The following is a 20,449-nucleotide window of genomic DNA, read 5'->3' as shown; positions in this document are numbered from 1 at the left end:
CTGAAAATGCCTTCTGAGCTGGAATGTTTTGTTGTCTCAACACCACCAATCATTCCAGCTCAGAGGGCATTTTCTTGTCATCGACACCCCGCACCCATCCACGGATCCAGGCTCAGGGAGCAGGGGTGGTGGGCTTCTTTCGAATCAGGGAGCGAAGGGGTCGCGCTCCTGCCACCTCAGTGCGGGTCCTGCTCGTTCAGCGTCGCCACGACGTCGGCGTAGTCGCCGCGCGCCTCACCCCACCGCAGGAACTTCACCCGCTCGACGAGCAGTTCGGTGGCGGCGGGTTGCGTGCCGATGAGATGGACGACCTCATCGACGAATTCGTCGAGGGGCATGGCGAAGTCGCTGTCCCGTTGTCCCGGCAGCAGGTCGGTGCGAACCGCCGGCGGCACGAGTTCGACGACGTCGACTGCGGTATCGGCGAACTGTAGGCGCAACGATTCGCTCAGCATGTGGATCGCCGCTTTCGTGGCGTTGTAGGTCGGCGCCACCCGGAGCGGGGCGAATGCCAGACCCGAGGACACGGTCATGATCGTGGCGGACGGTCGAGACCGCAGGTGGTCGATGAACGCGCCGATCAGACGGATCGGACCGAGGAGATTGGTTGTGACCATTGCCTCCGCAGCATCGAGGAAGCCTTCCGGGGACGACCAATCCTCTACCCGCATGATGCCGGCCATCGCGACGAGCACGTCGAGGTTCGGGTGTTCGGCGATGATCTTCCGTGCGGCGGACTCGACACTGGCCGGGTCGGCGACATCGATCGCGACGGTGTGCAACCCGGGGTGTTCCGAACGGATACGGTCGAGGAGTTCGGTGCGCCGCCCGCCGACGATGACGGTGTTGCCCTTGTCGTGCAGGCGGGTCGCCAGCGCCAAGCCGATCCCGCTGGTCGCTCCGGGGATGAAGATGGTGTTTCCGGTGAGGTTCATGTCATCGAGTCTCGGATCCGGCGGGCGAGTCATCCAGAGCGCAACCATCCGGGGATCGCCGATCCCTGGCAACGCGGTACCGACGCCGTGATACTGGCCTGATGGATCGTGATGCGCTGGCCGGGTTCCTCGTGAGCCGACGCAACAGTCTGCAACCATCGGATGTCGGTCTGCCGGGGGGCGCCCGGCGACGCACGACGGGTCTTCGACGCGAAGAGGTGGCGCAGCTCGCCACGATGTCGACCGACTACTACACCCGACTCGAACAACGACGCGGCCCACAACCGAGCACCCAGATGTTGGCGGCGCTCGCTCGCGCACTCCGCCTCACGGCCGATGAGCGGGACTACCTGTTCCGGGTCGCCGGACACAGCGCGCCGGACCGGATGGCGGCCTCGGACCACATCGCGCCCGGACTCCTGCGAGTACTCGACCGGCTCACCGACACCCCCGCCCTCATCCTCTCGGCACTGGGGGAGACCTTGGTGCAGAATCATTGCGCGCGAGCGCTGTTCGGCGACACCGACCATCTCGTCGGAATGGACCGCAGTGCCATCTACCGGTGGTTCGTGTACCCCGACGAGGAACGCGGCCGCTACCCGGCTGACGATCACGAGCGGCAGAGCCGTGCGCAGGTCGCCTCGCTCCGTGCCGCTTACGGCGTCATGGGCGCCGATTCCCGTGCCGGAGCAATGGTCACAGAGCTTCGACGCCGCAGCAGCGAATTCGACGCGCTCTGGGACACCCACATCGTCAGCCGACGCTTCGAGGACCACAAGATCCTGATCCATCCCGAGGTCGGCGCGATCGAGGTCGACTGTCAGGCGCTCTTCACCGAGGACGAAACCCAGGTGTTGCTCGTGCTGACCGCAGCGCCGCGAACGGACGCAGCGGGAAAGATCGAATTGCTCAACGTGCTCGGCACACAGCAACTCGGACTCGATCCACGTTGACCGTCTGGCGCCGGGGGATTACGTCGACCCGGTCTCACGAGTGTTGATCCGCCTTCCGATCGCGGCCACCTGGCGAAGCTGCGCACGCGTGAGGCGGTCGATGACGAGCTCACGCACGTTGGTCACATACCCGGGAGCGGTGGCCACCACTTTCTCCCAACCCGACTCGGTGAGAACGGCATTCGTGAATCGACCGTTCTCGGGGCACGGATGGCGCCGAACCCATCCCCGCTTCTCGAGTCTGCCGACCACATGCGAGAGCCGGGACAGCGATCCGTAGGAAAGTTCGGCGAGCTGGCTCATCCGCAGGGTGCGGTCAGGGGCCTCGGACAGCGCTGCCATCACCTCGTACTCGAAGTGGGTGATCTGGGCGTCACGGAGAAGCTGGGCGTCGAGGGCGTGGGGGAGACGGGCGAGCGCGGTTGCCACCTGGATCCAGGCGTCCATTTCCTCGTCGTCGAGCCAGTTCGGCTCTGGGGCAGTGGACATCTGCGCAGTGTATACGAAGTGAACACGTCCGTGATCAGGTTGACGCATCAAGTGTCAACACCTAGCCTTCACTTGATACTTCAAGTCACAACCATCTAGTGAGGCGGCTCAGTCATGACCAACCCCATCGTCCGCAGTGCGGGCATCCTCATCGGACGCGTCGCTCTCGGCGTCATCTTCCTGGCCCACGGCCTGCAGAAGTTCCAGCAGAACGGCTGGACGGGACCGCAGACCGGGTTCGACATGATGGGTGTTCCGGCCGCGTCCTTCTCGGCGTTCGTCGTCACGTGGCTCGAAATCCTCGGTGGCATCGCCCTGATCGTCGGGCTGCTGACCCCGATCGTCGCCGCCCTGTTCACGCTGGACATGATCTGCGCGCTGTTCATCGCACACGTCGACAACGGCATCTGGGTCTCCGACGGTGGTTACGAGTTCGTGCTCGCCCTCGGTGCCGGCGCACTGCTGCTGGCCGTGATCGGCGCCGGACGTTTCAGCGTGGACGCCGTGCTGGGGTCGAAGGTCCGCTGGCTCGCCGCCGACGACACCCGGTCGCGCGACCTGGTCGGCACCTCGCGCTGACCCCGCTCCGCTACCGGCGCCCGGTTCATGCGCCCCGGTCCGCCCACCCTGCGGACCGGGGCGTTCGCTGTCCGCGGTCCTCGCCTACAGTCCCAGTAGGGCGTCGAGTGGAATGAGAGATATGACCTGGCTGATGCTGATCGCGGCGATCGCCTCGGAGGTCGCGGCGACGTTGTCACTCAAGGGTTCACAGACCGAACCGATGCTGTACGCGGTGGTCGCCGTCGGTTACACGTTCGCGTTCATACTCCTGGCCGCAGTCCTGAAGCGCGGCATGGGCATCGGCGTGGCCTACGGCATCTGGTCGGCGTCGGGCGTCGCACTCACCGCGGTACTGGCGACCTGGATATTCGACGAGCCCTTCGGATTCCTGATGGGAATCGGCATCGTGTGCATCATGATCGGGGTTCTCCTCGTCGAGACCGGCCACCGGCCACCCGTCGACGAGGGCGCCGACTCCGCCGCTTCGGGGGTCTGACCGTGGGATATGTCTTCATCGTCGCCGCCATCGTCGCCGAGGTCACCGGGACCCTCGCGCTGCGTGCCGCCGCGACCGGTCGACCGACCTTCTACGGAGTCGTCGTCCTCGGGTATCTGACGGCGTTCGTCGCGTTGACCCTCGGGCTGCGGCACGGCGTGCCCCTCGGTGTGGCGTACGGCATCTGGGCGGCGGCCGGGGTCGCAGCCACGGCCGTCGCCGCACACTTCCTGTTCCGCGAACGCCTCAACCGACGCATGGTCGCCGGCATCGGGGTGATCATCGTCGGTGTGCTGCTCGTCGAATTGGGCGCGCTGCACTGAGTTCCGGCGTCGCTGATGTCGCGCCGCGAGCGCCGACTGTCAGCCGCGTTCTGGACCGGGGGAGCGCTGGTCCACCTCAGCGCCGGACTCGACGTCACGCGGGTTGTCGAAGGAGACGTCGATCTCCTGAAAACCCTTGTTGCGCTGCGCGAGAACCTGCGCCGAGTACGCCGCCTCGTCGCCCTTCGTCAGACTGACGTTGTCGGTGAACGGGGTGAGCAGCGAACGTGGATAGAGCCGGTCGACGCGAACCGCGTTGGTCTCGAGACAGATGACGATCACGATCGACGACACGTAGAGGAAGGCGAGCAGGCCCAGCACGATCGCGAAGACGCCGTTGGTGGAGCTGGCGTTACCGATGACGTGCTGCACATAGACCGCGCCGAAGGTCTGGATGATCTGCCAGCAGACCGCCGCCCCGAAGGCGCCCGGCAGTACGTCCCGGATCGACACGTCGCGCGCCGTGCCGATCCGAAAAGCCACGGTGAACACCAGCGTGCTCAACGCCACCGATCCGAGGATCGCCAGCCAGCGTCCGACGACGCCGAGTTCGAAGGCGGCCGAGACGCCGTTGACGACGGTCAGACCGATGACCGCGACACCGATCGTCGACAACAACAGCAGGCCGCGCAGACGGGCGAAAATCGGGTCGGGACGCTCGTTGCGCGGCACTGCCCAGATCGTGTTCATCGCGTTCTGGGCGGCGACCGCCACTCCGAGACCGCCATACAGCGACACGACCACCCCGATGATGATGGCGGTGGCCCCGCCGCTGAGCTTCTCGGGTTCGCCCAACTGCCCACCGATCACCGGGATCTGGCTCATCGCCGAGTCCAGTATGCGGTCCTGGAGGTCGGGGTTGTCGGCCAGGGCGATCCCCAGCACGGTCGCGAACAGCAGTAACAGCGGAAACAACGAGATGAACGCGTAGTAGGCACAGAGCGCGGCCAGGTAGGCGCCCTGATCGTCGACGAACTTGTAGATGACGGCAAGCGGGAAGCCGGTCGCCGGATGACGCCGCTGAAAACGGTCGACCCGCTCGGTCAACGACACCCGATCATCCTTCTCCTCGCCGGCCCGTGCCTTTTCCCCGTTCCGTTGAACGAATCGTTCACCGGGAGTTACCACGGTGGTGCCGACTTTAACCCGAGCACGAGACGATTCGGGACACGTCATCGGATCGGCGGTTCACCGGAACGGATCGAATCCGGGGATGCCGAGGGTGCGGAAGGGTGTTCCCAGACGCCAATAGGCCAGCCCAGCCAGCCCACGCGGGAAGTAGCGGTCGGTGGTCGTGACCGTCACCGACCCGTCCGGGTCGTCCGCCGCCTGGAGGCGATACTCGCGATACGATCTGCCGAAACGGTTGTCACGCAGACGAATACGAAGTCGGTCCCGTCGTTGCGCGAGCACGATCTCACCGCGGTGCCGCGCATCCCACTCGAGCCGCTCCCAGACCGTCGCACTACTCGCGCGCTCACTGACCCGGGTCTCCGATTCGAACATCTCCTCACCGGCCCACTGTGGATCGGTGGGAAGGGGTTCGGCCGGCGACACGTCTACGGACGCGTTGGCCCACGAGGCACGGCCATCGCCGCGCGCCGAGCGTTCGAGCGTGTGGGCAACCGCCTCCGAGTAGGAGGTCAATCCCCCTTCCGGACGATCGATGATCGCGTCGACGGCCCGGTCGCGACAGACGGCGTCGCATTCGAGGGACTCGATCAGCGGTCGAGCGATCTTGCCGCGAATCGGCGTGACGAACCGGACCCAGCGGCTCGCCAGCGCAGGCGTGAGATACGGCAGTACCACCATGACTCGAGGTCGAAGACCCGCGACCTCGGCATATACCTGCATCATGTCGCCGTACTCGAGGACGTCGGGACCGCCGATGTCCCAGGTCCTCGACGACGGGACGGCGGCGGTGGCGGCTTCCACGAGGTAGTGCAGGGCGTCGTCGACCGCGATCGGTTGGATCTTGTTGTGCACCCACCGCGGCGTGGTCATCGCGGGGAGTCGCTCGGTGAGGTGCCGGATGAGTTCGAACGACGCCGACCCCGAGCCGATCAGCGTCCCGGCCTGCAAGGCGACGGTCTCGATGGGTGAGTCGATGAGGATGTCGCCGACTTCGGCGCGTGAGGCCAGATGTTCGGACAGGTCGGTTCCCGACGGATGGAGACCGCCGAGGTAGACGATGCGCGACACGCCGTTCTGCTGAGCCGCGGCCACCACATTCTCCGCGGCACGCCGCTCTTCGGCCGCGAAGTCCGCGTCCGTGCTCATCGAGTGGACCAGGTGGTAGACGACGTCCACACCCGCGAAGGCCTTGACCAGCGAATCGCGATCCGACAGATCACCCCGGACCACTTCGGCCGTCGGATCAGACAACCACGGTGCGTCGGCGAGTTTCTCCGGCGTCCGCGCCAGTGCGCGCACACTGTGCCCGCGTGCCAACAACCGGGGCGCCAATCGGCCGCCGACGTAACCGGTCGCTCCGGTGACCAGACAGGTTCGCGACTCGTCCACCTGACTCCTCCGCTCTCGGGTGTGCCTCCCAGGCTATGGAGCGAAGCCGCTCGGCGCCGTCGCCTCGGCGCGGTCGGTGCCGGATCGTTCTCCGTGGCCACGATTCGATAACGACGCCATGGTCCCGCTCGTGGTCATCACCCTCAGTCGGCGCTGCGCGTCCATTCGCGAACCCTGCCGGGACGAGGCAGTCCGAGATGGTCCCGCAAGGTACGCCCCCCATACCCCTCGCGGAACAGTCCTCGTTCGCGCAGGATCGGGACCACCGTGTCGGCGAAGGTGTCGAACCCGCCGGGCAGATACGGGGGCATGATGTTGAATCCGTCCGCCGCACCGGTGTTCAGCCACTCCGCCATCGTGTCCGCGATCTGCTCGGGGGTGCCCGCCACCACCCGGTGCCCACGTGCACCGGCGAGCCGATGCAACAGTTCGCGCAGAGTCGGGCGTTCGCGCCGGACGATATCGGCGTACACCTGCGTCCGGGACTTCTTGTTGTTCGTGACGTCGCCGGCATCTCCGAAGGCATCGATCGGTACCGGCGCGTCGAGGTCGAGGCCGTCGAGATCGACATGGGCGAAGTCCTTCAACTGCATGAGCCCGAAGGCCGGGATGGTGAGCTCGTTGAACTCGTGCTCGAGTCTGCGCGCCTCGGCTTCGGTCCCACCGATGAACGGGCTGAGGCCGGGGAGGATCTTGATGTGCTCGGGGTCGCGACCCAACGCGGTCGCCTTGCTCTTCACGTCGGCGTAGAAAGACCGGGCATCGTCGATGCGTTGTTGGGCGGTGAAGATCGCCTCGGCGTGGCGAGCCGCGAAGTCCCGGCCGTGGTTGGAGGAGCCGGCTTGTACCAGTACGGGATGACCCTGGGGCGGACGCGGAGTGGTCAGCGCCCCTGCCACGTTGACGTGGAGGCCGCTGATGCCGGGTGCGGTGATCCGGCTGGGATCGACGTATTGTCCGGCATCCCGGTCCAGGCGGATCGCGTCGTCATCCCACGAATCCCACAGCGCGAGCACCGCTTGGACGAACGCCTCCGCTCGTTCGTAACGCAGCGCGGCATCGGGGTTGCCCGGCAACCCGAAATTGCGTGCGGCGTCGGGAGAATCGGTGGTCACGATGTTCCACGCCGCGCGCCCGCGAGACAGATGGTCCAGGCTCGACAGAGCCCGGGCCAGATGCCATGCGTATGAGTACGTGGTCGAGGCGGTGGCGACGAGACCGATCCGGTCGGTCGCACCGGCGATCGTCGCCAGCGTCAGCAACGGATCGAGCCGTCCTGCGGCGTTGAACTCGATGTTCGCATCGAGCTTCGGGATGTCGGCAAGGAACACCGCGTCCAGAGCTGCCGCCTCGGCGGCCCGAGCCAGTTCCGTGTAGAAAGCCGGGTCGAACATTCGCTCAGGCGTCGAGTTCGGGTGCCGCCACGCCGCCTCGTGGTGTCCCGAGGACAGGATGAACAGGTTCAGATGGAGTTGGCGACGATCAACCATGGGTGACGCGGTGTTCCTTACCGAAGGGGTGAGCGGGGTCAGAAATAGGTGTTGTCGGGCAGCGTCGCACCGTTGACCAGCAGATCGCCGATGGCACGGTTCTTGAACCGAGTAGGGTTGTGCGACACAACCGTTCGGATGTTGCGCCAGTGCCGATCGAGGTTGGCCGACCGCTTGACCGCGGACGCGCCGCCCACGTCGAACAACAGGGTGGCCGCACGGAGCGCCAGGTCGTCGACGATGACCTGTGCCTGGGAGGCACGCAACGCTGCCTCGTGGACCACCGTGTCGTCGGTTCGGCCGTCGACGACGGTGTCGGGGATACGCGCCAGCGTATCGGCGGTGTCGAGAACCACCGACCGCGTCGCCTGTGCCAGGGACGCGATCTCGCCGACGACCTCGAGCAGGACCGGGTCTTCTCGCGGGAGGTCCGCGGACCCGTGGGTGAAACTGCGCTTGCGATTCCGGAGAAGATCCACTGCATCGTCGACGACTGCGAGAGCGTTGCCGGCCACGACGGCGTTGAGGTAGTGCTGATAGAACGGCCCGAGGTGCCAGCGCGGGATCGAGGTCAGATCCTCGGGTGGGAGGGTCACCTCATCGGCGAGCACCCGGACCCCGTCGAAACGTGTTGTGCCGGTGCCGGTCAGGGTCTGACCGAACCCGTCCCAGTCGTCTTCTACGGTGATCCCTGGCCGTCCCAGGGGTACCAGGGCCTGCACGGGTAGTCCGTCCGGCGTGACCCCGGTGACAAAGGTGTGCTCGGAGTACAGGGTTCCGGTCGAGTAGTACTTGACGCCGTCGAGCCGATAGCCGTCGCCGTCGGGCGTGAACGTGGTCGCCTTGTTGAAGTCCCCGGCATGCCGGTTGTTCAGTTCGTTGTTCCCGTTGCCGATCAGCTCGCCGGCTGCGACGCGCCGCAACCACAGCTCGCGACGGGGGGACTGCGGCCACCGCAGGATGTCCTCGACGGTGCCGAAATGCGCTCGGAGCAAATGGCCGAGGTTGGAATCCGCGCGACTGAGGCGGATGACGAGATCGAAGAGTTCGCGGATACTGGCGCCGGCGCCCCCGTCGGCGGGCGAGAGCCGGTAGGCACCGACTCTGGCCGCCTTCAGCCAGCGGACCTGTTCGTGGGGAGCCGTGTCGGTGCGCTCACGCTCGAAACTGCCGGCGGCGATGCGGTCCAACAGGGCGTCCAACTCGGCCGAGCCCGGGCGCACCGGGGACAGAGTCGGGTCTGCGGAGATCGTCACCGAGCATCCCCCGCCCGGGCCAGGAGGTCGACGACACCGTCGGCGATGGCCTGCGGTTGTTCTTCCTGGACGAAGTGCACTCCGGGACCGGCGGCCCGGACCTCGAGATCGGCGATGTGCGTGGTCGCCCAGGCCAGGATCTCGGGCGTGAGAAGGAATCCCGGCTCGAAGGTCAACAGCAGCTTGGGCACGTCGGTGCTGTTCCCCAGCCATTCGGCGCTGCGATCGAGAAACTCCACGGTGCCGGCGGGATCGCCGTCGATGGGGAGGTTGCGGGGGAACCGGATGAGGTGTCCACGGCCCTCGGCGGTGGGGAAGGGCGCGAGATAGACATCGAGGTCTTCCTGGGCCGGAGGCTCGAGAAACGCGCCGGGGAGGACCTGAGTGAGGAAGAGGTTGTCGTCCACCACGAACTTCTCACCGTCCCCCGGGGTCCGGATGAGTTGCTGCGCTTGCACGAACGGTTCCGGCAGATCGGCAGAGGCGATGTCGCGAAGCACCGGCTCGGCGAGCAGAACCGCTTTCACGCGATCAGGATGCTTTGCCGCCCAGTCGATTCCGAACGCAGCCCCGTAGTCTTGGAGGACGAGGGTCACGCGACGCAGGTCGAGGGCCTCGAACCAGGCGTCGAGGTAGCGCACGTTGTCGTCGAGCTCGTAGGCGATGTCCGGCCGGCCGGAGTCGCCGAATCCGATGAGGTCGGCCGCGATGAGCCGCCCGCGCCCGGCCAGTCGGGTGAACACGTGACGCCACAGGTACGAACTCGTGGGGCTGCCGTGGAGAAAGACGATGGGATCGCCGTCACCGTGCTCGATGTGGTGGATGTGGGAGTCGAGTACCGGGGTGTCGACGCTACGGGCGTCGGGTCCGAAAGCGCTGAGCGGAATCGCTCGAGATGTCTGGGTCATCGCAGATCCTGTCGAGATGTGGCGCAGAGGCCGATGGGGTCGTGGGCACAAACTACCCAGCGCCGGACACGACTCGATCGTTCAGCGCGAGTCGTGACGACGATCTCTGATCGGACCACGGGACGAGGACCCGCAGACAGGGGCGTCGAGTACCGGTCCGGGGCCGGCGAACTGGGACATCGTCGGGCGCGGGCGGCGATGACGGGGCGCCGGAGATCTCTCGACCGACATCGTCAAGAGGCGCGACCGGTTAAAACCTCTACAGGTTTAAGTCTGCAGGACGGCCGCTCGGTGCCCGGAACCGCCGCTGCGGGCGCGTCATTCGTCACTGGACGGAACGGGCGAATTCTCGAACCACAGGCACTCCTCCAGGAGGCCCGCGCTCTTCCAGCCATCCACGGTCCGGACCATCGAATGGTGGTAGTTGCCGCCGCAGGTGCTGAGTTCGGGCATGCCGACGAAACGCATCGGGTTGTAGAACATGGCGCGCACGTCGGCCCGGTCTTCGTCGAATGTGTACTCGATGTTGGTGATGAAGTGCTGACTCACCGACACGAACGCGAAACTCTCCTCCAGCCACGCGGCGATCTCGTCCCGGGTGCCCGCCTGACCGTAGGGCGTCGACGAGTAGTCGACCACCGCCTCCGGGGTGAACACCGAGCGCCAGAGTTCCCAGTTCTTGGTGTCGACCGCACGTGAGTACCGGTACAACGTGTCCGCGATGCCGAACCGGTCGCTGATCTCCTGCAGGTCCATCGTTCTCCAGTCCGTCGATCTGCGGTCCAGCACGCCGCGACGCGGTGTTTCGCACGGCCGAGCACCGCCTCGCCGACTATAGACACCGACCCGGACGCACGTCGGACTTTCGCGGGGGCCGTAGCGACTCGCCGGCTCTTCGCCGTGAGCCTGGATCACTGCGCCGGTATGGCGTCACGATCGCAAATGCGCCGAAGTGTCACCCACGTAGGTGATGTCACCGTAATCGCGGCTGTCGAAGTGCCATCCTCCGGCATCGAGAACAAGCGTGTCGTGATGACGGCCGACCATGACCACTTCTCCCGGCCGGAGGACAGGTTGTAGAACCGTGTAGTCAGAGTGCACGGTCACGCGACCGTCGCCTTCGAAGTCGAACGACCGGGGCGTCACGATGTGACGCGTGCCGGGCGTACCGTCCGCGTGGATGATCACCGTGTCTCGTAACAGTTGCTCGACGAAGTCGCTTCCGGTGCCTATCTGCGTGCCCGAAACGAGTATGTCCGCACGGTCGAACAGTTCAGCGACGGCCGTCAGCTCGCCGGTATCGAGTAGTTGTGCATAGCGCTGGAGCAGATGTGTCTTCGCCGCCTCTGCCGGGAGCGTCACGCGACGATCCGCATCGACAAGCTCTGCAGACGTCGCACGAGAAGACTGTGCTCCCACGCGGGATTCGCAGTGTCGACGGTGAAGCCGCGTGGCGTTCTGTCGAGAAGACACTCGATGGCCACCCGGCCTTCGAGCCGTGCCAGCGCCGCTCCCACGCACAGGTGGAGGCCCTTTCCGAAAGCCATGTGTGTACGCCGCGCGGAGCTGTCCAGGTCGACCTCGTCGGGATCATCGAAGGTGTCCGGGTCGCGGTTGGCCGCTCCCCACATCAGGTAGAGGTGTGACCCCGCGGGCAGGTCGACGTCATGAAGCTCGGTGTCCGCGACGACGTGCCGATAGTGGCCGCGAAATGGCGATTCCAGGCGCAGGGCCTCTTCGATGAACCGCGGGATGAGCTCACGGTCCCCGCGTAGCCTGTCGACGATGTGCGGGTTGCGGCCGAGTAGGTAGACCGCGCTACCCAGCAGGCTCACTGTCGATTCCGCGCCGGCCGCCACGAGTTGAAGACTGATCATGACGGCTGTGTCGCGGTCCAGAGTGCCGACCTCGACCAGCCGTGCCAGGTCGCCCATCACGTTCTCTCGCGGTTGACGCAGCGAGCTGTCGAACGCGCTCGACAGGTAGGCGCTCAGTTCACCGACAGCCTCGCTCGCTGTCTCGAGTTGGGCGGTCGTGACCACCCCGTCGAGCAGGATGGTCGCTGCGAACGACCACCGAACGAGGTCGTCGATGTCGACTGCGGGAAACCCGAGCAACTCCGCGACGACGGCCATCGGCAGACGCTGGGCGACCCGGCTCACCCAGTCGATCTGCCCGTCGACCACACCGTCGTCCCACAGTTGCTGGACGGTGCGGTCGATGAACGGTTCCAGATCGCGAACCCGTTTGGCCACCAGCGAGGGCATGACCATCGCGCGGTGGCGTTTGTGGTCGGGGTCGTCGGCCGTGGCCAGCACGTGGAGCGGGGACCCGAGCTCGGCGATCGGGTGTCGCTCGACGGTTCCGTCGTCTTTCCACACCATGGTCGCGGTGAGATTCGAGGAGAAGTCGTCGGTCCGCGCCACCGCCTCCGCGATCGCGTCCCAGCTCGTCACCAAATAGAAGGATGAGTCCGCGATGCGGCTGACCGGTTCTGCCCGGGTCAGTCTGGCGAGTGTGGGATACGGATCATCGAGATCAAGCACGGCACAAGGGTGCACGCCGCGAAACCGGCAGCGCAACGCTTCTCAGAAGGTCGATACGGCAGCGCGTCGAGATCGGCGCGTGTACTTCTCATCGCACTGTCGGCAACTGCATCGATCGGTTGCGACATATCCGCCAAATGTCTCAGGATGAGAATATGGCGCACGACTGGCTGCTGGACGAGCACCGATCCGACCGGGCTCGAGACCGTCTCATTGCCGCAGCGGCGGTACTGATCCGCCGTAACGGTGTCGACAACTTCGACATCAACGAGCTGGCCCGCGGTGCGCACTGTTCACGCGCGACCGTCTACCGACATGTTGGCGGCAAGAAGGCGATCATCGACGCAGTGCTTGCCGCGTCGTCGATACGGATCACCACCACCGTCGCCGCGCGTACGGCGCGCTTGCAAGGCGCGGAGCGCTCGGTAGCTGCCATCACTGTGGCCCTGCAAGAGGTGCGCCGTGACAGAGTGATCCAGCAGCTCCTGGCATCACAACGGTTCTTCAGGACTGCCCCGGAAGCGTTGGCATCCCCGGCCATAACCGAAGCCGCGATCACGCTGTTGGGACTCGCCGAGCGTGACATCGCACAAGCTCAGTGGATCATTCGTGGCTTCATGGCCCTGGCGACATGGCCGATGCCACCCGAGCAGGAGTCAGCAGCGGTCGACGCGCTGGTGGGTGGCGTCATGCGGAGCGACCGTTGATGCGCGCCCCGGAGGCGCTGGTGCCACTCCACCGAGCCGGTACTAGTGAGACGCCTGCGAGTCGGCTTCGCTCGCCAGATCCCGGACGACGCGGAGGTCGGCGACGAAGGCGTCGAAGGCCCGCTCGCGTTGATCTGCGGGTCCGCGCAGGATCGACGAGGGGTGAACGGTCGCCACCACGGACTCGGAGTGGTCTGGGCCGAGGTCTCCGTCGGCGCCGAGATCGAAGCGCTCGCCAAGGTGCCGGGTGAGCCGGAAGCCGGTGCCCAGCAGGGCCTGTGCGGACGTGGCACCCAGACACACGACGATGCGAGGCGAGATCGCATCGAGTTCGGCCAGCAACCACGGCCGGCACGCGATGACCTCGCCGCGATTCGGCTTCTCGTGGATCCGCCTCTTCTGGCCCGCCGCACGGGTGAACTTGAAGTGTTTCACCGCATTGGTGACGTAGGTGGTCTCCCGGTCGATGTCGGCAGCGTCGAGTGCGCGGTCGAACAAGCGGCCTGCCGGACCGACGAACGGTTCGCCCGCACGATCCTCCTGATCGCCGGGCTGTTCACCGACGAACATGATCGTCGAACCGGGCGAGCCCTTCCCGAAGACCGTCTGGTCGGCCTCGCGGTACAGGTCACAGCCGCGGCAGGCCCGCGCCGCCGACGTGAGAACGGTGAGGTCGTGCGAGTCGGGAACGAACTGCGCGGCCCCCGCATGCGACGCGTCAGCTCTGGGAGTCACGATGTCCCACAGCCGGTGTCATCGACGAGATCGTCGAGTCAACCGCAACAGACGCCGTGCCGCAACGGCCGCAAGGGCCCCGGTGATCACCCACGGACCGCCCACGATCAGCGGATCGATCCAGGTGTGGTTGGTGTCGACTCGGGCGCTGCCACGACGGGACGACGATAAGCGAACTTCCGAATCGCTCCGGAGAGCCCGCGTGGCGGGGGTAGACGTGCCGAAAACCGGTGGGAGAAAAGCGTGTTCATTCGATCGTTCGCGCGGCCAGCGTTCGGGCTGGTCGTCCGGGACGGTCCAGTGGACACCGGGCGCCGGCTCGACGGGTAGTTCACGGGGCACCGATGGGCGGTTCGCGGTGTCCAGATCGACTCCCCAGCCCGGTATGCGGTCGACGAGAGCGGAAGTGTCGGGATCGTTGGGTCGGTCAGCGGGATAAGCGGGCATGGCGTCCTCCTCAGGCGGCGTCGGCGACGACGATGGGCTTGATGCAGTCATCGAGTTTCGCCGAGAAGATGTGATAGCCCTCGGCGATGTGTTCGAGCGGTATACGGTGCGTCACAATGTCGTTCGGCTTGAAGTACCCGTCACGCACATGTTCGAACAGTCTCGGCCACTGCCGTTTGACCGGGCACTGATTCATGTTCAGGGTGAGTCCCTTGTTCATGGCGTCGCCGAACTTGACCGCGCTGAACATCGGCCCGTACGCCCCCATGACCGAAACGGTGCCGCCTTTGCGGACCGCATCGATGGCCCAGTTGAGGGCGATCGGTGACCCGCCCTGCAACTTGAACTTGGACGCGGTCACGTGCTGGAGGAAATTGCCGTCGGCCTCGGCGCCGACGGCGTCGATCACCCGATCCGCACCGATGTTGTCGGTGATGTTCTTGAGATGGACGATGATGTCGTCGTATTCGGCGAAGTTGTAGGTCTCGGCGTGAGCGAACTGAGCCGCCTTGTCCAGGCGATACTGCAGATGGTCGATGACGATGACCCGTCCGGCACCCATGAACCAGGCCGACCGCGCGGCGTACAGACCGACCGGTCCGGCACCGAACACGATGACGGTCTCGCCCTGACGGATGTCGGCGAGCTGGGCTCCGAAGTAGCCGGTCGCGAGGGCGTCGGTCAGTAGGAGTGCGTCCTCGGGGTCCATCCAGTCGGGAATGACAGCGGGGCCGACGTCGGCGAACGGGACCCGCACGAATTCGGCCTGGCCGCCGTCGTATCCACCGCAGGTGTGCGAATAGCCGTAGATCCCGCCGACGGCGGTGGCGTTCGGATTGACGTTGTGGCAGTTGGAATAGAGGCCGCGCGCGCAGAAGTAGCACGTTCCGCAGTAGACGTTGAAGGGCACCATCACGCGGTCGCCGACGCGCAGGTTCTGGACCGAGCCCCCGACTGCCTCGACCACGCCGATGAACTCGTGTCCGAAGGTCATGCCGGGCCGGGTGTCGGGCATCATGCCGTGGTACAGGTGCAGATCCGACCCACAGATGGCGGCGTGCGTCACCCGCACGATGGCGTCGTTGGGATGTTCGATGGCGGGGACGGGCTTGGACTCCACGCGGACTTTGTAGGGGCCGCGGTAGACCATTGCGCATGGTGTCTGGACTCATGCGCGCTCGGATACCCCCACGGGTGCCGTACCAACCGCGGCGACGGCGCAATGGGCGCAGACTGGTGTCACGCGCGGGGGTGTAGAAAAGGAACCCGAATCCAGGACAGGCCGCGGGAGGAGATCGTCGATGTCAGTGGTGTCTTATGTGATCGCCGGTTCGGAGGCCAGCGGGGGAGCGGGCATCCAGGCCGACCTGCGCACCTTCGCGCAGCTGGGTACCTACGGTGTCGGGACCATCACCTGCATCGTGTCCTTCGACCCGAACAACGAGTGGTCCCATCGGTTCGTACCGATCGACTCCGGGGTGATCGCCGATCAGATCGAGGTGGCCACCGCCGCGCACGAACCCGAGGTCGTGAAGATCGGCATGCTGGGCACCCCGGCCACCATCTCCACCGTCGCGCAGGCGCTCGGCTCCCGACAGTGGCGCGACGTCGTCGTCGATCCGGTGCTGATCTGCAAGGGTCAGGAACCCGGCGCCGCACTCGACACCGACAACGCCCTCCGCTCCGAGATCTTGCCACTCGCCACCGTGGTGACCCCCAATCTGTTCGAGGCCGCGACCTTGGCCGGCATGGACGAACTGACGTGCACAGACGACCTCGCCGAGGCGGCGCGGCGAATCCATGATCTCGGGCCGAAGGTCGTCGTCGTGAAGGGCGGGGTCGGACTCCCCGGCGAGGAGGCGATCGACGTCGTCTTCGACGGCTCCGAGGTCACCGTCCTGCGTGCCCCGAAGGTGGGCGACGAGCGGGTCTCCGGAGCCGGCTGCGTGTTCGCGGCCGCCACCACCGCCGAACTCACCAAGGGCGCAGGGGTCCTCGACGCGATCCGCACCGCCAAGCAGTTCACCCACGACGGCATCGTCGGCCGTCTCGCCTCGAACGCACCGTTCGACGCCGTGTGGCACGGATCGAGGTGACCCACGGGCGAGTGCTCGGTCGGCCCAGCCCGTCGGGTGTCAGCGAGCTTCTCCCCGGGTAGTCGAGCGACAGCCCGGCGGTCACCGTCACCGTCCGGGATGTCGTCCCGAGGAGAACCCATGTCCGAGACCGTCGCCGACATCGTGCTGCAACGCCTTCGGGAGTGGGGTGTCCGGCAGGTTTTCGGCTACCCCGGCGACGGCATCAACGGCCTGCTGTCGGCCTGGGTTCGCGCGGAGAACGATCCGCAGTTCGTCCAATCGCGCCACGAGGAGATGAGCGCGTTCCAAGCCGTCGGGTACGCGAAATTCTCCGGTGAGGTCGGTGTATGTGCCGCGACCAGTGATCCCGGCGGCATCCACCTCCTCAACGGGCTCTACGACGCCAAACTCGACCACGTACCGGTCGTCGCGCTGGTCGGGCAGACCGAGCGATCCGCGATGGGTGGTGCGTATCAGCAGGAAATCGACATGTTGGCGCTGTACAAGGACGTCTGCAGCGACTTCGTGCAGGTGTGCATGGTGCCCGAACAGCTTCCGAATCTCATCGACCGGGCGATCCGGATCGCGCTCGCCGAACGCGCGCCGACGGCCCTGATCTTTCCCTCGGATGTTCTCGACCTGACCTACGAGCCACCACGGCAGGCCTTCAAGCAGGTCCCGTCCAGCCTCGGGGTCACCTCGGCGACTTCCGCGCCGGACCCGGACGCGGTCTCGCGTGCCGCCGAGATCCTCAACTCCGGGGAGCGGGTCGCGATGCTGGTCGGCCAGGGCGCACGGGGATGTGCGCCTGAGCTCATCACGGTTGCCGACATCCTCGGCGCCGGTTGCGCGAAAGCCCTTCTCGGGCGAGATGTCCTCCCCGACACGCTGCCGTGGGTCACGGGATCCATCGGCCTGCTCGGCACGACGGCCAGCCATCGATTGATGTCGGGCTGCGACACCCTGCTGACCGTCGGATCGAATTTCCCGTACTCGCAGTTCCTTCCGTCGTTCGGACAGGCCAGGGGAGTGCAGATCGACCATTCACCCGAGATGATCGGCATGCGCTACCCGAATGAGCTCAATGTCGTCGGCGACGCACGCGCCACGCTGCAAGCTCTCATCCCGCTGCTCGAACCCAAGACCGACCGCTCGTGGCGCGACAAGGTCGAAGCCGACGTCGAGCGCTGGTGGACGAATGCGGCCGGCCAGGCGATGACCGACGCGGATCCGGTCAATCCGATGCGCATCTTTCACGAGTTCTCGCCACGCGCCCCGTCGAATTGCATCATCACCGCGGATTCGGGCAGTGCCGCCAACTGGTACGCACGGCACATCGTCTTCCGCGCCGAGATGAGGGGGTCGCTGTCCGGGACGCTGGCCACGATGGGGCCGGCGGTGCCCTATGCCATCGGCGCCAAGTGGGCGCACCCCGACCGGCCCGCGGTGGCCTTCGAGGGCGACGGTGCGATGCAGATGAACGGCCTGGCCGAGATGATCACCGTGGCGCACTACTGGCAGCAGTGGACGGATCCGCGGCTCGTCGTCGTGGTGTTGCACAACAACGACCTGAACCAGGTCACGTGGGAACAGCGCGCGATGTCAGGATCGCCGAAATTCGCTGCCTCACAGGAACTCCCCGACGTCGACTACGCGGCCTTCGCGCGGGGTATCGGACTCGTCGGGATCAACGTCGACGACCCGGATGGTCTCGGTACCGCATGGGACACCGCCCTGGCCGCCGATCGACCGGCGTTGCTCGACGTGCGTTGCGACCCGACGGTGCCTCCCGTCCCGCCGCACGCGACCCGCGAGCAGGTCCTCGCCCTCGGCGAGGCGCTGGTCAAGGGTGATGACGATGCATGGGCCGTCGCCAAGAACGCAGCCAGACAGGGAATCCGCCAGTTCCTACCCGGACGGCAGTCCGACAACGACTGACTACACGGGACACCGGCTGCGCCCCGGTCCCGTACTCTCCACCGCATGAGCGGTGAGGAACTCTTCACAGCGGTAGCGGTCGGGTTCGAGGCAGTTGGAGCCTTCGCAATGATCGTGGGAGCGATCATTGCGTGCGTGCTGGGCGCACGTTCGCTCCGTCGGGGAGAGGGTGGCAACACTGCCTTCTCGGTACTGCGCAACACACTCGGAGCAGCCATTCTCCTGGGGCTGGAAGTCCTGGTCGCGGCGGATCTCATCCGCACCATCACGTCCAAACCGTCGATCGAGGATGCGCTCATCCTCGGGCTCATCGTCCTCATCCGTACCGTGTTGTCGATGTCCATCCAGATCGAGATCGAGGGCGTGGCGCCGTGGCGTCGAGCGTTGCTGACCAGCGGTGGACAACTGCTCGGTGCAGCGGTCGCGAACGACGCAGCAGCTGCGCGACCGACAACCGAACGCACCGCGCGACGCGTCGACGGGTAGTGTCGCCACCCGGTCTGGCGCCGACAACGACCGGCGAGGCATCCTGGATGCCGATCACCGACAGACCGACCGAAGGAGTGCCGGGTGACAACGATCCCAGACGAAGTCGATGTCCTCATCGTCGGTGCCGGGATCTCCGGCATCGGTGCGGCCCGCTGGGTGCGAACCGAACACCCTGGCAAGTCGATCGCGATTCTCGAGGCCCGGAATACCGCCGGCGGTACGTGGGACCTGTTCCGCTACCCGGGGATTCGGTCCGACTCGGACCTGCACACCTTCGGGTACGACTTCAAGCCCTGGACCGATCGACAGGCGATCGCCGACGCCCCGCGAATCCTCGATTACCTCCACGAGACGATCGACGAGAACGATCTCGCTCCGCTGGTCCGGTATGGGCATCGGGTGGTGGCGGCCGCGTGGTCGTCGGACACCGCGCGATGGACGGTCGACGTCGAACGCACCGACACCGGAACGCGAAGCCAGATCAGTGCGCGATGGATCTTCTGTGGCTCGGGCTACTACGACTACGACGCGGGGTTCGCGCCGGAGTTCGCCGGCACCAAGACCTTCCGTGGCGAGATCGTGCATCCGCAGCACTGGCCCGAGGACCTCGATTACACGGGCAAGCGGGTCGTGGTCATCGGCAGCGGCGCAACGGCGGTCACACTGCTTCCCGCGATGGCGGAACAGGCCGCGCACGTGACCATGCTCCAGCGCACACCGACCTACATCCTCCCGCTGCCCCGCGAGGACGCCATCGCCAACACCCTCAAGAAAGTGTTCGGCACCGAACGCGGATACGCATTGACCCGACACAAGAACGTCGCGCAGCAGCGGTTGCTCTTCGAACTGTGCCAGCGATTCCCATCGGTCGCTCGTCGGCTGATCCGCAAGATCAACGAATCTCAGCTGCCCGAGGACTATCCGGTGGACACGCATTTCAATCCCCCGTACAACCCCTGGGACCAGCGGCTGTGTGTGGTGCCCGACGCCGACCTGTTCCGGGCCATCCGCTCCGGGAAGGCCTCGATCGTCACCGACCGGGTCGACACCTTCACCGAGAACGGCATCCGGACAGTGGGCGGGGAGGAACTCGAGGCCGACATCGTCGTCACCGCGACCGGGCTCAACATCAAGATCATCGGCGGCATCGAGCTGAGCGTCGACGGTGAACCGGTGTCCCTTCCCGACACCGTCGTCTACCGCGGGATGATGCTGTCCGGTGTGCCGAACTTCGCGCTGGCGATCGGTTACACCAATGCGTCGTGGACCCTCAAGATCGGACTGTTGTGCGAATACTTCTGCAAACTTCTGGCGCACATGGATTCTCACGGATACGACAGTGTGTGGGCGGTCGCGGACCCCGATATGCCGACTCGGCCACTGCTCGACTTCGGGGCCGGCTACGTCCAACGAGCCCTCGACACCCTGCCCAAGCAGGGAGCTGAGGAGCCCTGGGTGATGTCGATGAGCTACTACGCCGACCGCAAATTGTTCCGTGGTGACGTCGCCGACGACAACGTCCGATTCGCGCGGGCGGGGGAGCGGGTGCGGTCGACGGTCGGGTAGCGGTGACGA

The 20,449-nt window shown here is 66.0% G+C and carries 21 protein-coding genes; 9 read left to right on the top strand and 12 right to left on the bottom strand.

The window, feature by feature from the left end; all coding sequences use genetic code 11:
- Positions 1-176: 176 nt before the first annotated feature.
- Positions 177-935, bottom strand: coding sequence for an SDR family NAD(P)-dependent oxidoreductase (locus tag FFS52_RS08895; protein WP_065629993.1), 759 nt, complete (start codon positions 933-935; stop codon positions 177-179).
- Positions 936-1,036: 101 nt separating this feature from the next.
- Here FFS52_RS08895 and FFS52_RS08890 point away from each other — a divergent pair, with 101 nt between their 5' ends.
- Positions 1,037-1,888 carry a helix-turn-helix transcriptional regulator gene (locus FFS52_RS08890; protein ID WP_137809429.1) on the top strand — a complete coding sequence of 284 codons (852 nt, stop codon included), beginning with the start codon at positions 1,037-1,039 and terminating at the stop codon, positions 1,886-1,888.
- A gap of 18 nt (positions 1,889-1,906) precedes the next feature.
- On the opposite strand, the gene FFS52_RS08885 is transcribed toward FFS52_RS08890, so the two are convergent.
- Positions 1,907-2,377: a MarR family transcriptional regulator gene (locus FFS52_RS08885; protein WP_137809428.1), complete on the bottom strand. Its 471-nt coding sequence runs from the start codon at positions 2,375-2,377 to the stop codon at positions 1,907-1,909.
- A 114-nt stretch (positions 2,378-2,491) separates the two neighbouring features.
- On the opposite strand from FFS52_RS08885, the gene FFS52_RS08880 reads away from it, so the two are divergent.
- The 3 genes from FFS52_RS08880 to FFS52_RS08870 all read left to right on the top strand — a co-directional run bounded on the left by FFS52_RS08880 (position 2,492) and on the right by FFS52_RS08870 (position 3,757).
- Complete coding sequence (locus FFS52_RS08880; protein ID WP_137809427.1) at positions 2,492-2,956, top strand: DoxX family protein; 465 nt, start codon at positions 2,492-2,494, stop codon at positions 2,954-2,956.
- Positions 2,957-3,077: 121 nt separating this feature from the next.
- Positions 3,078-3,434 (top strand): SMR family transporter, encoded by a 357-nt coding sequence (locus tag FFS52_RS08875; RefSeq protein ID WP_065629989.1) that lies wholly within the window; start codon positions 3,078-3,080, stop codon positions 3,432-3,434.
- Positions 3,435-3,436: 2 nt separating this feature from the next.
- A complete protein-coding gene (locus FFS52_RS08870; RefSeq protein WP_137809426.1) occupies positions 3,437-3,757 on the top strand; it encodes an SMR family transporter in 321 nt (106 codons plus the stop codon).
- A 39-nt stretch (positions 3,758-3,796) separates the two neighbouring features.
- Here the strand turns inward: FFS52_RS08870 and FFS52_RS08865 are convergent, their stop codons facing one another.
- The 8 genes from FFS52_RS08865 to FFS52_RS08830 form a co-directional block, all read right to left on the bottom strand.
- On the bottom strand, positions 3,797-4,810 hold the full coding sequence (locus tag FFS52_RS08865) for a YihY/virulence factor BrkB family protein (protein WP_137809425.1): 1,014 nt from the start codon (positions 4,808-4,810) through the stop codon (positions 3,797-3,799).
- A 135-nt stretch (positions 4,811-4,945) separates the two neighbouring features.
- Positions 4,946-6,280, bottom strand: coding sequence for an NAD(P)H-binding protein (locus tag FFS52_RS08860; RefSeq protein ID WP_137809424.1), 1,335 nt, complete (start codon positions 6,278-6,280; stop codon positions 4,946-4,948).
- 143 nt (positions 6,281-6,423) lie between these two features.
- On the bottom strand, positions 6,424-7,770 hold the full coding sequence (locus FFS52_RS08855; RefSeq protein ID WP_137809423.1) for an LLM class flavin-dependent oxidoreductase: 1,347 nt from the start codon (positions 7,768-7,770) through the stop codon (positions 6,424-6,426).
- A 38-nt stretch (positions 7,771-7,808) separates the two neighbouring features.
- Positions 7,809-9,026, bottom strand: a complete 1,218-nt coding sequence (locus FFS52_RS08850; RefSeq protein ID WP_137809422.1) for an oxidoreductase — start codon at positions 9,024-9,026, stop codon at positions 7,809-7,811.
- Positions 9,023-9,934, bottom strand: a complete 912-nt coding sequence (locus FFS52_RS08845) for a haloalkane dehalogenase (RefSeq protein ID WP_137809421.1) — start codon at positions 9,932-9,934, stop codon at positions 9,023-9,025. Before FFS52_RS08845 ends, FFS52_RS08850 begins: the two co-directional genes overlap by 4 nt.
- A 318-nt stretch (positions 9,935-10,252) precedes the next feature.
- Complete coding sequence (locus FFS52_RS08840; RefSeq protein ID WP_137809420.1) at positions 10,253-10,690, bottom strand: nuclear transport factor 2 family protein; 438 nt, start codon at positions 10,688-10,690, stop codon at positions 10,253-10,255.
- A 174-nt stretch (positions 10,691-10,864) separates the two neighbouring features.
- Complete coding sequence (locus FFS52_RS08835; protein WP_137809419.1) at positions 10,865-11,296, bottom strand: nuclear transport factor 2 family protein; 432 nt, start codon at positions 11,294-11,296, stop codon at positions 10,865-10,867.
- Positions 11,293-12,480, bottom strand: coding sequence for a cytochrome P450 (locus FFS52_RS08830; RefSeq protein WP_137809418.1), 1,188 nt, complete (start codon positions 12,478-12,480; stop codon positions 11,293-11,295). Before FFS52_RS08830 ends, FFS52_RS08835 begins: the two co-directional genes overlap by 4 nt.
- A 155-nt stretch (positions 12,481-12,635) precedes the next feature.
- Between FFS52_RS08830 and FFS52_RS08825 the strand changes: the two genes are divergently transcribed.
- Entirely contained in the window at positions 12,636-13,187 is a 552-nt protein-coding gene (locus FFS52_RS08825; RefSeq protein ID WP_171011588.1) for a helix-turn-helix domain-containing protein, read from the top strand.
- A gap of 42 nt (positions 13,188-13,229) precedes the next feature.
- On the opposite strand, the gene FFS52_RS08820 is transcribed toward FFS52_RS08825, so the two are convergent.
- Together FFS52_RS08820 and FFS52_RS08810 are read right to left on the bottom strand one after the other, a co-directional pair.
- Positions 13,230-13,922 carry a UdgX family uracil-DNA binding protein gene (locus FFS52_RS08820; RefSeq protein ID WP_249356375.1) on the bottom strand — a complete coding sequence of 231 codons (693 nt, stop codon included), beginning with the start codon at positions 13,920-13,922 and terminating at the stop codon, positions 13,230-13,232.
- Positions 13,923-14,379: 457 nt separating this feature from the next.
- A complete protein-coding gene (locus FFS52_RS08810) occupies positions 14,380-15,519 on the bottom strand; it encodes a zinc-dependent alcohol dehydrogenase (protein WP_137809414.1) in 1,140 nt (379 codons plus the stop codon).
- A gap of 151 nt (positions 15,520-15,670) precedes the next feature.
- Here FFS52_RS08810 and FFS52_RS08805 point away from each other — a divergent pair, with 151 nt between their 5' ends.
- The 4 genes from FFS52_RS08805 (at position 15,671) to FFS52_RS08790 (ending at position 20,440) form a co-directional block, all read left to right on the top strand.
- Entirely contained in the window at positions 15,671-16,465 is a 795-nt protein-coding gene (locus tag FFS52_RS08805) for a PfkB family carbohydrate kinase (RefSeq protein ID WP_137809413.1), read from the top strand.
- A gap of 120 nt (positions 16,466-16,585) precedes the next feature.
- Complete coding sequence (locus FFS52_RS08800; RefSeq protein WP_137809412.1) at positions 16,586-18,385, top strand: thiamine pyrophosphate-requiring protein; 1,800 nt, start codon at positions 16,586-16,588, stop codon at positions 18,383-18,385.
- A 45-nt stretch (positions 18,386-18,430) separates the two neighbouring features.
- On the top strand, positions 18,431-18,871 hold the full coding sequence (locus tag FFS52_RS08795; RefSeq protein ID WP_065629977.1) for a DUF1622 domain-containing protein: 441 nt from the start codon (positions 18,431-18,433) through the stop codon (positions 18,869-18,871).
- 84 nt (positions 18,872-18,955) lie between these two features.
- The gene (locus FFS52_RS08790) at positions 18,956-20,440 is read left to right on the top strand and encodes an NAD(P)/FAD-dependent oxidoreductase (protein WP_137809411.1); all 1,485 of its coding nucleotides are present in this window, start codon (positions 18,956-18,958) and stop codon (positions 20,438-20,440) included.
- Positions 20,441-20,449: the final 9 nt, after the last annotated feature.

The sequence above is a fragment of the Gordonia sp. ALPHA1B1 genome (assembly GCF_005502615.1).
GTDB lineage: Bacteria > Actinomycetota > Actinomycetes > Mycobacteriales > Mycobacteriaceae > Gordonia > Gordonia hongkongensis.
Note: the sequence above shows the minus strand (reverse complement) of the source record. Positions and strands in the feature narration are given on the sequence as shown.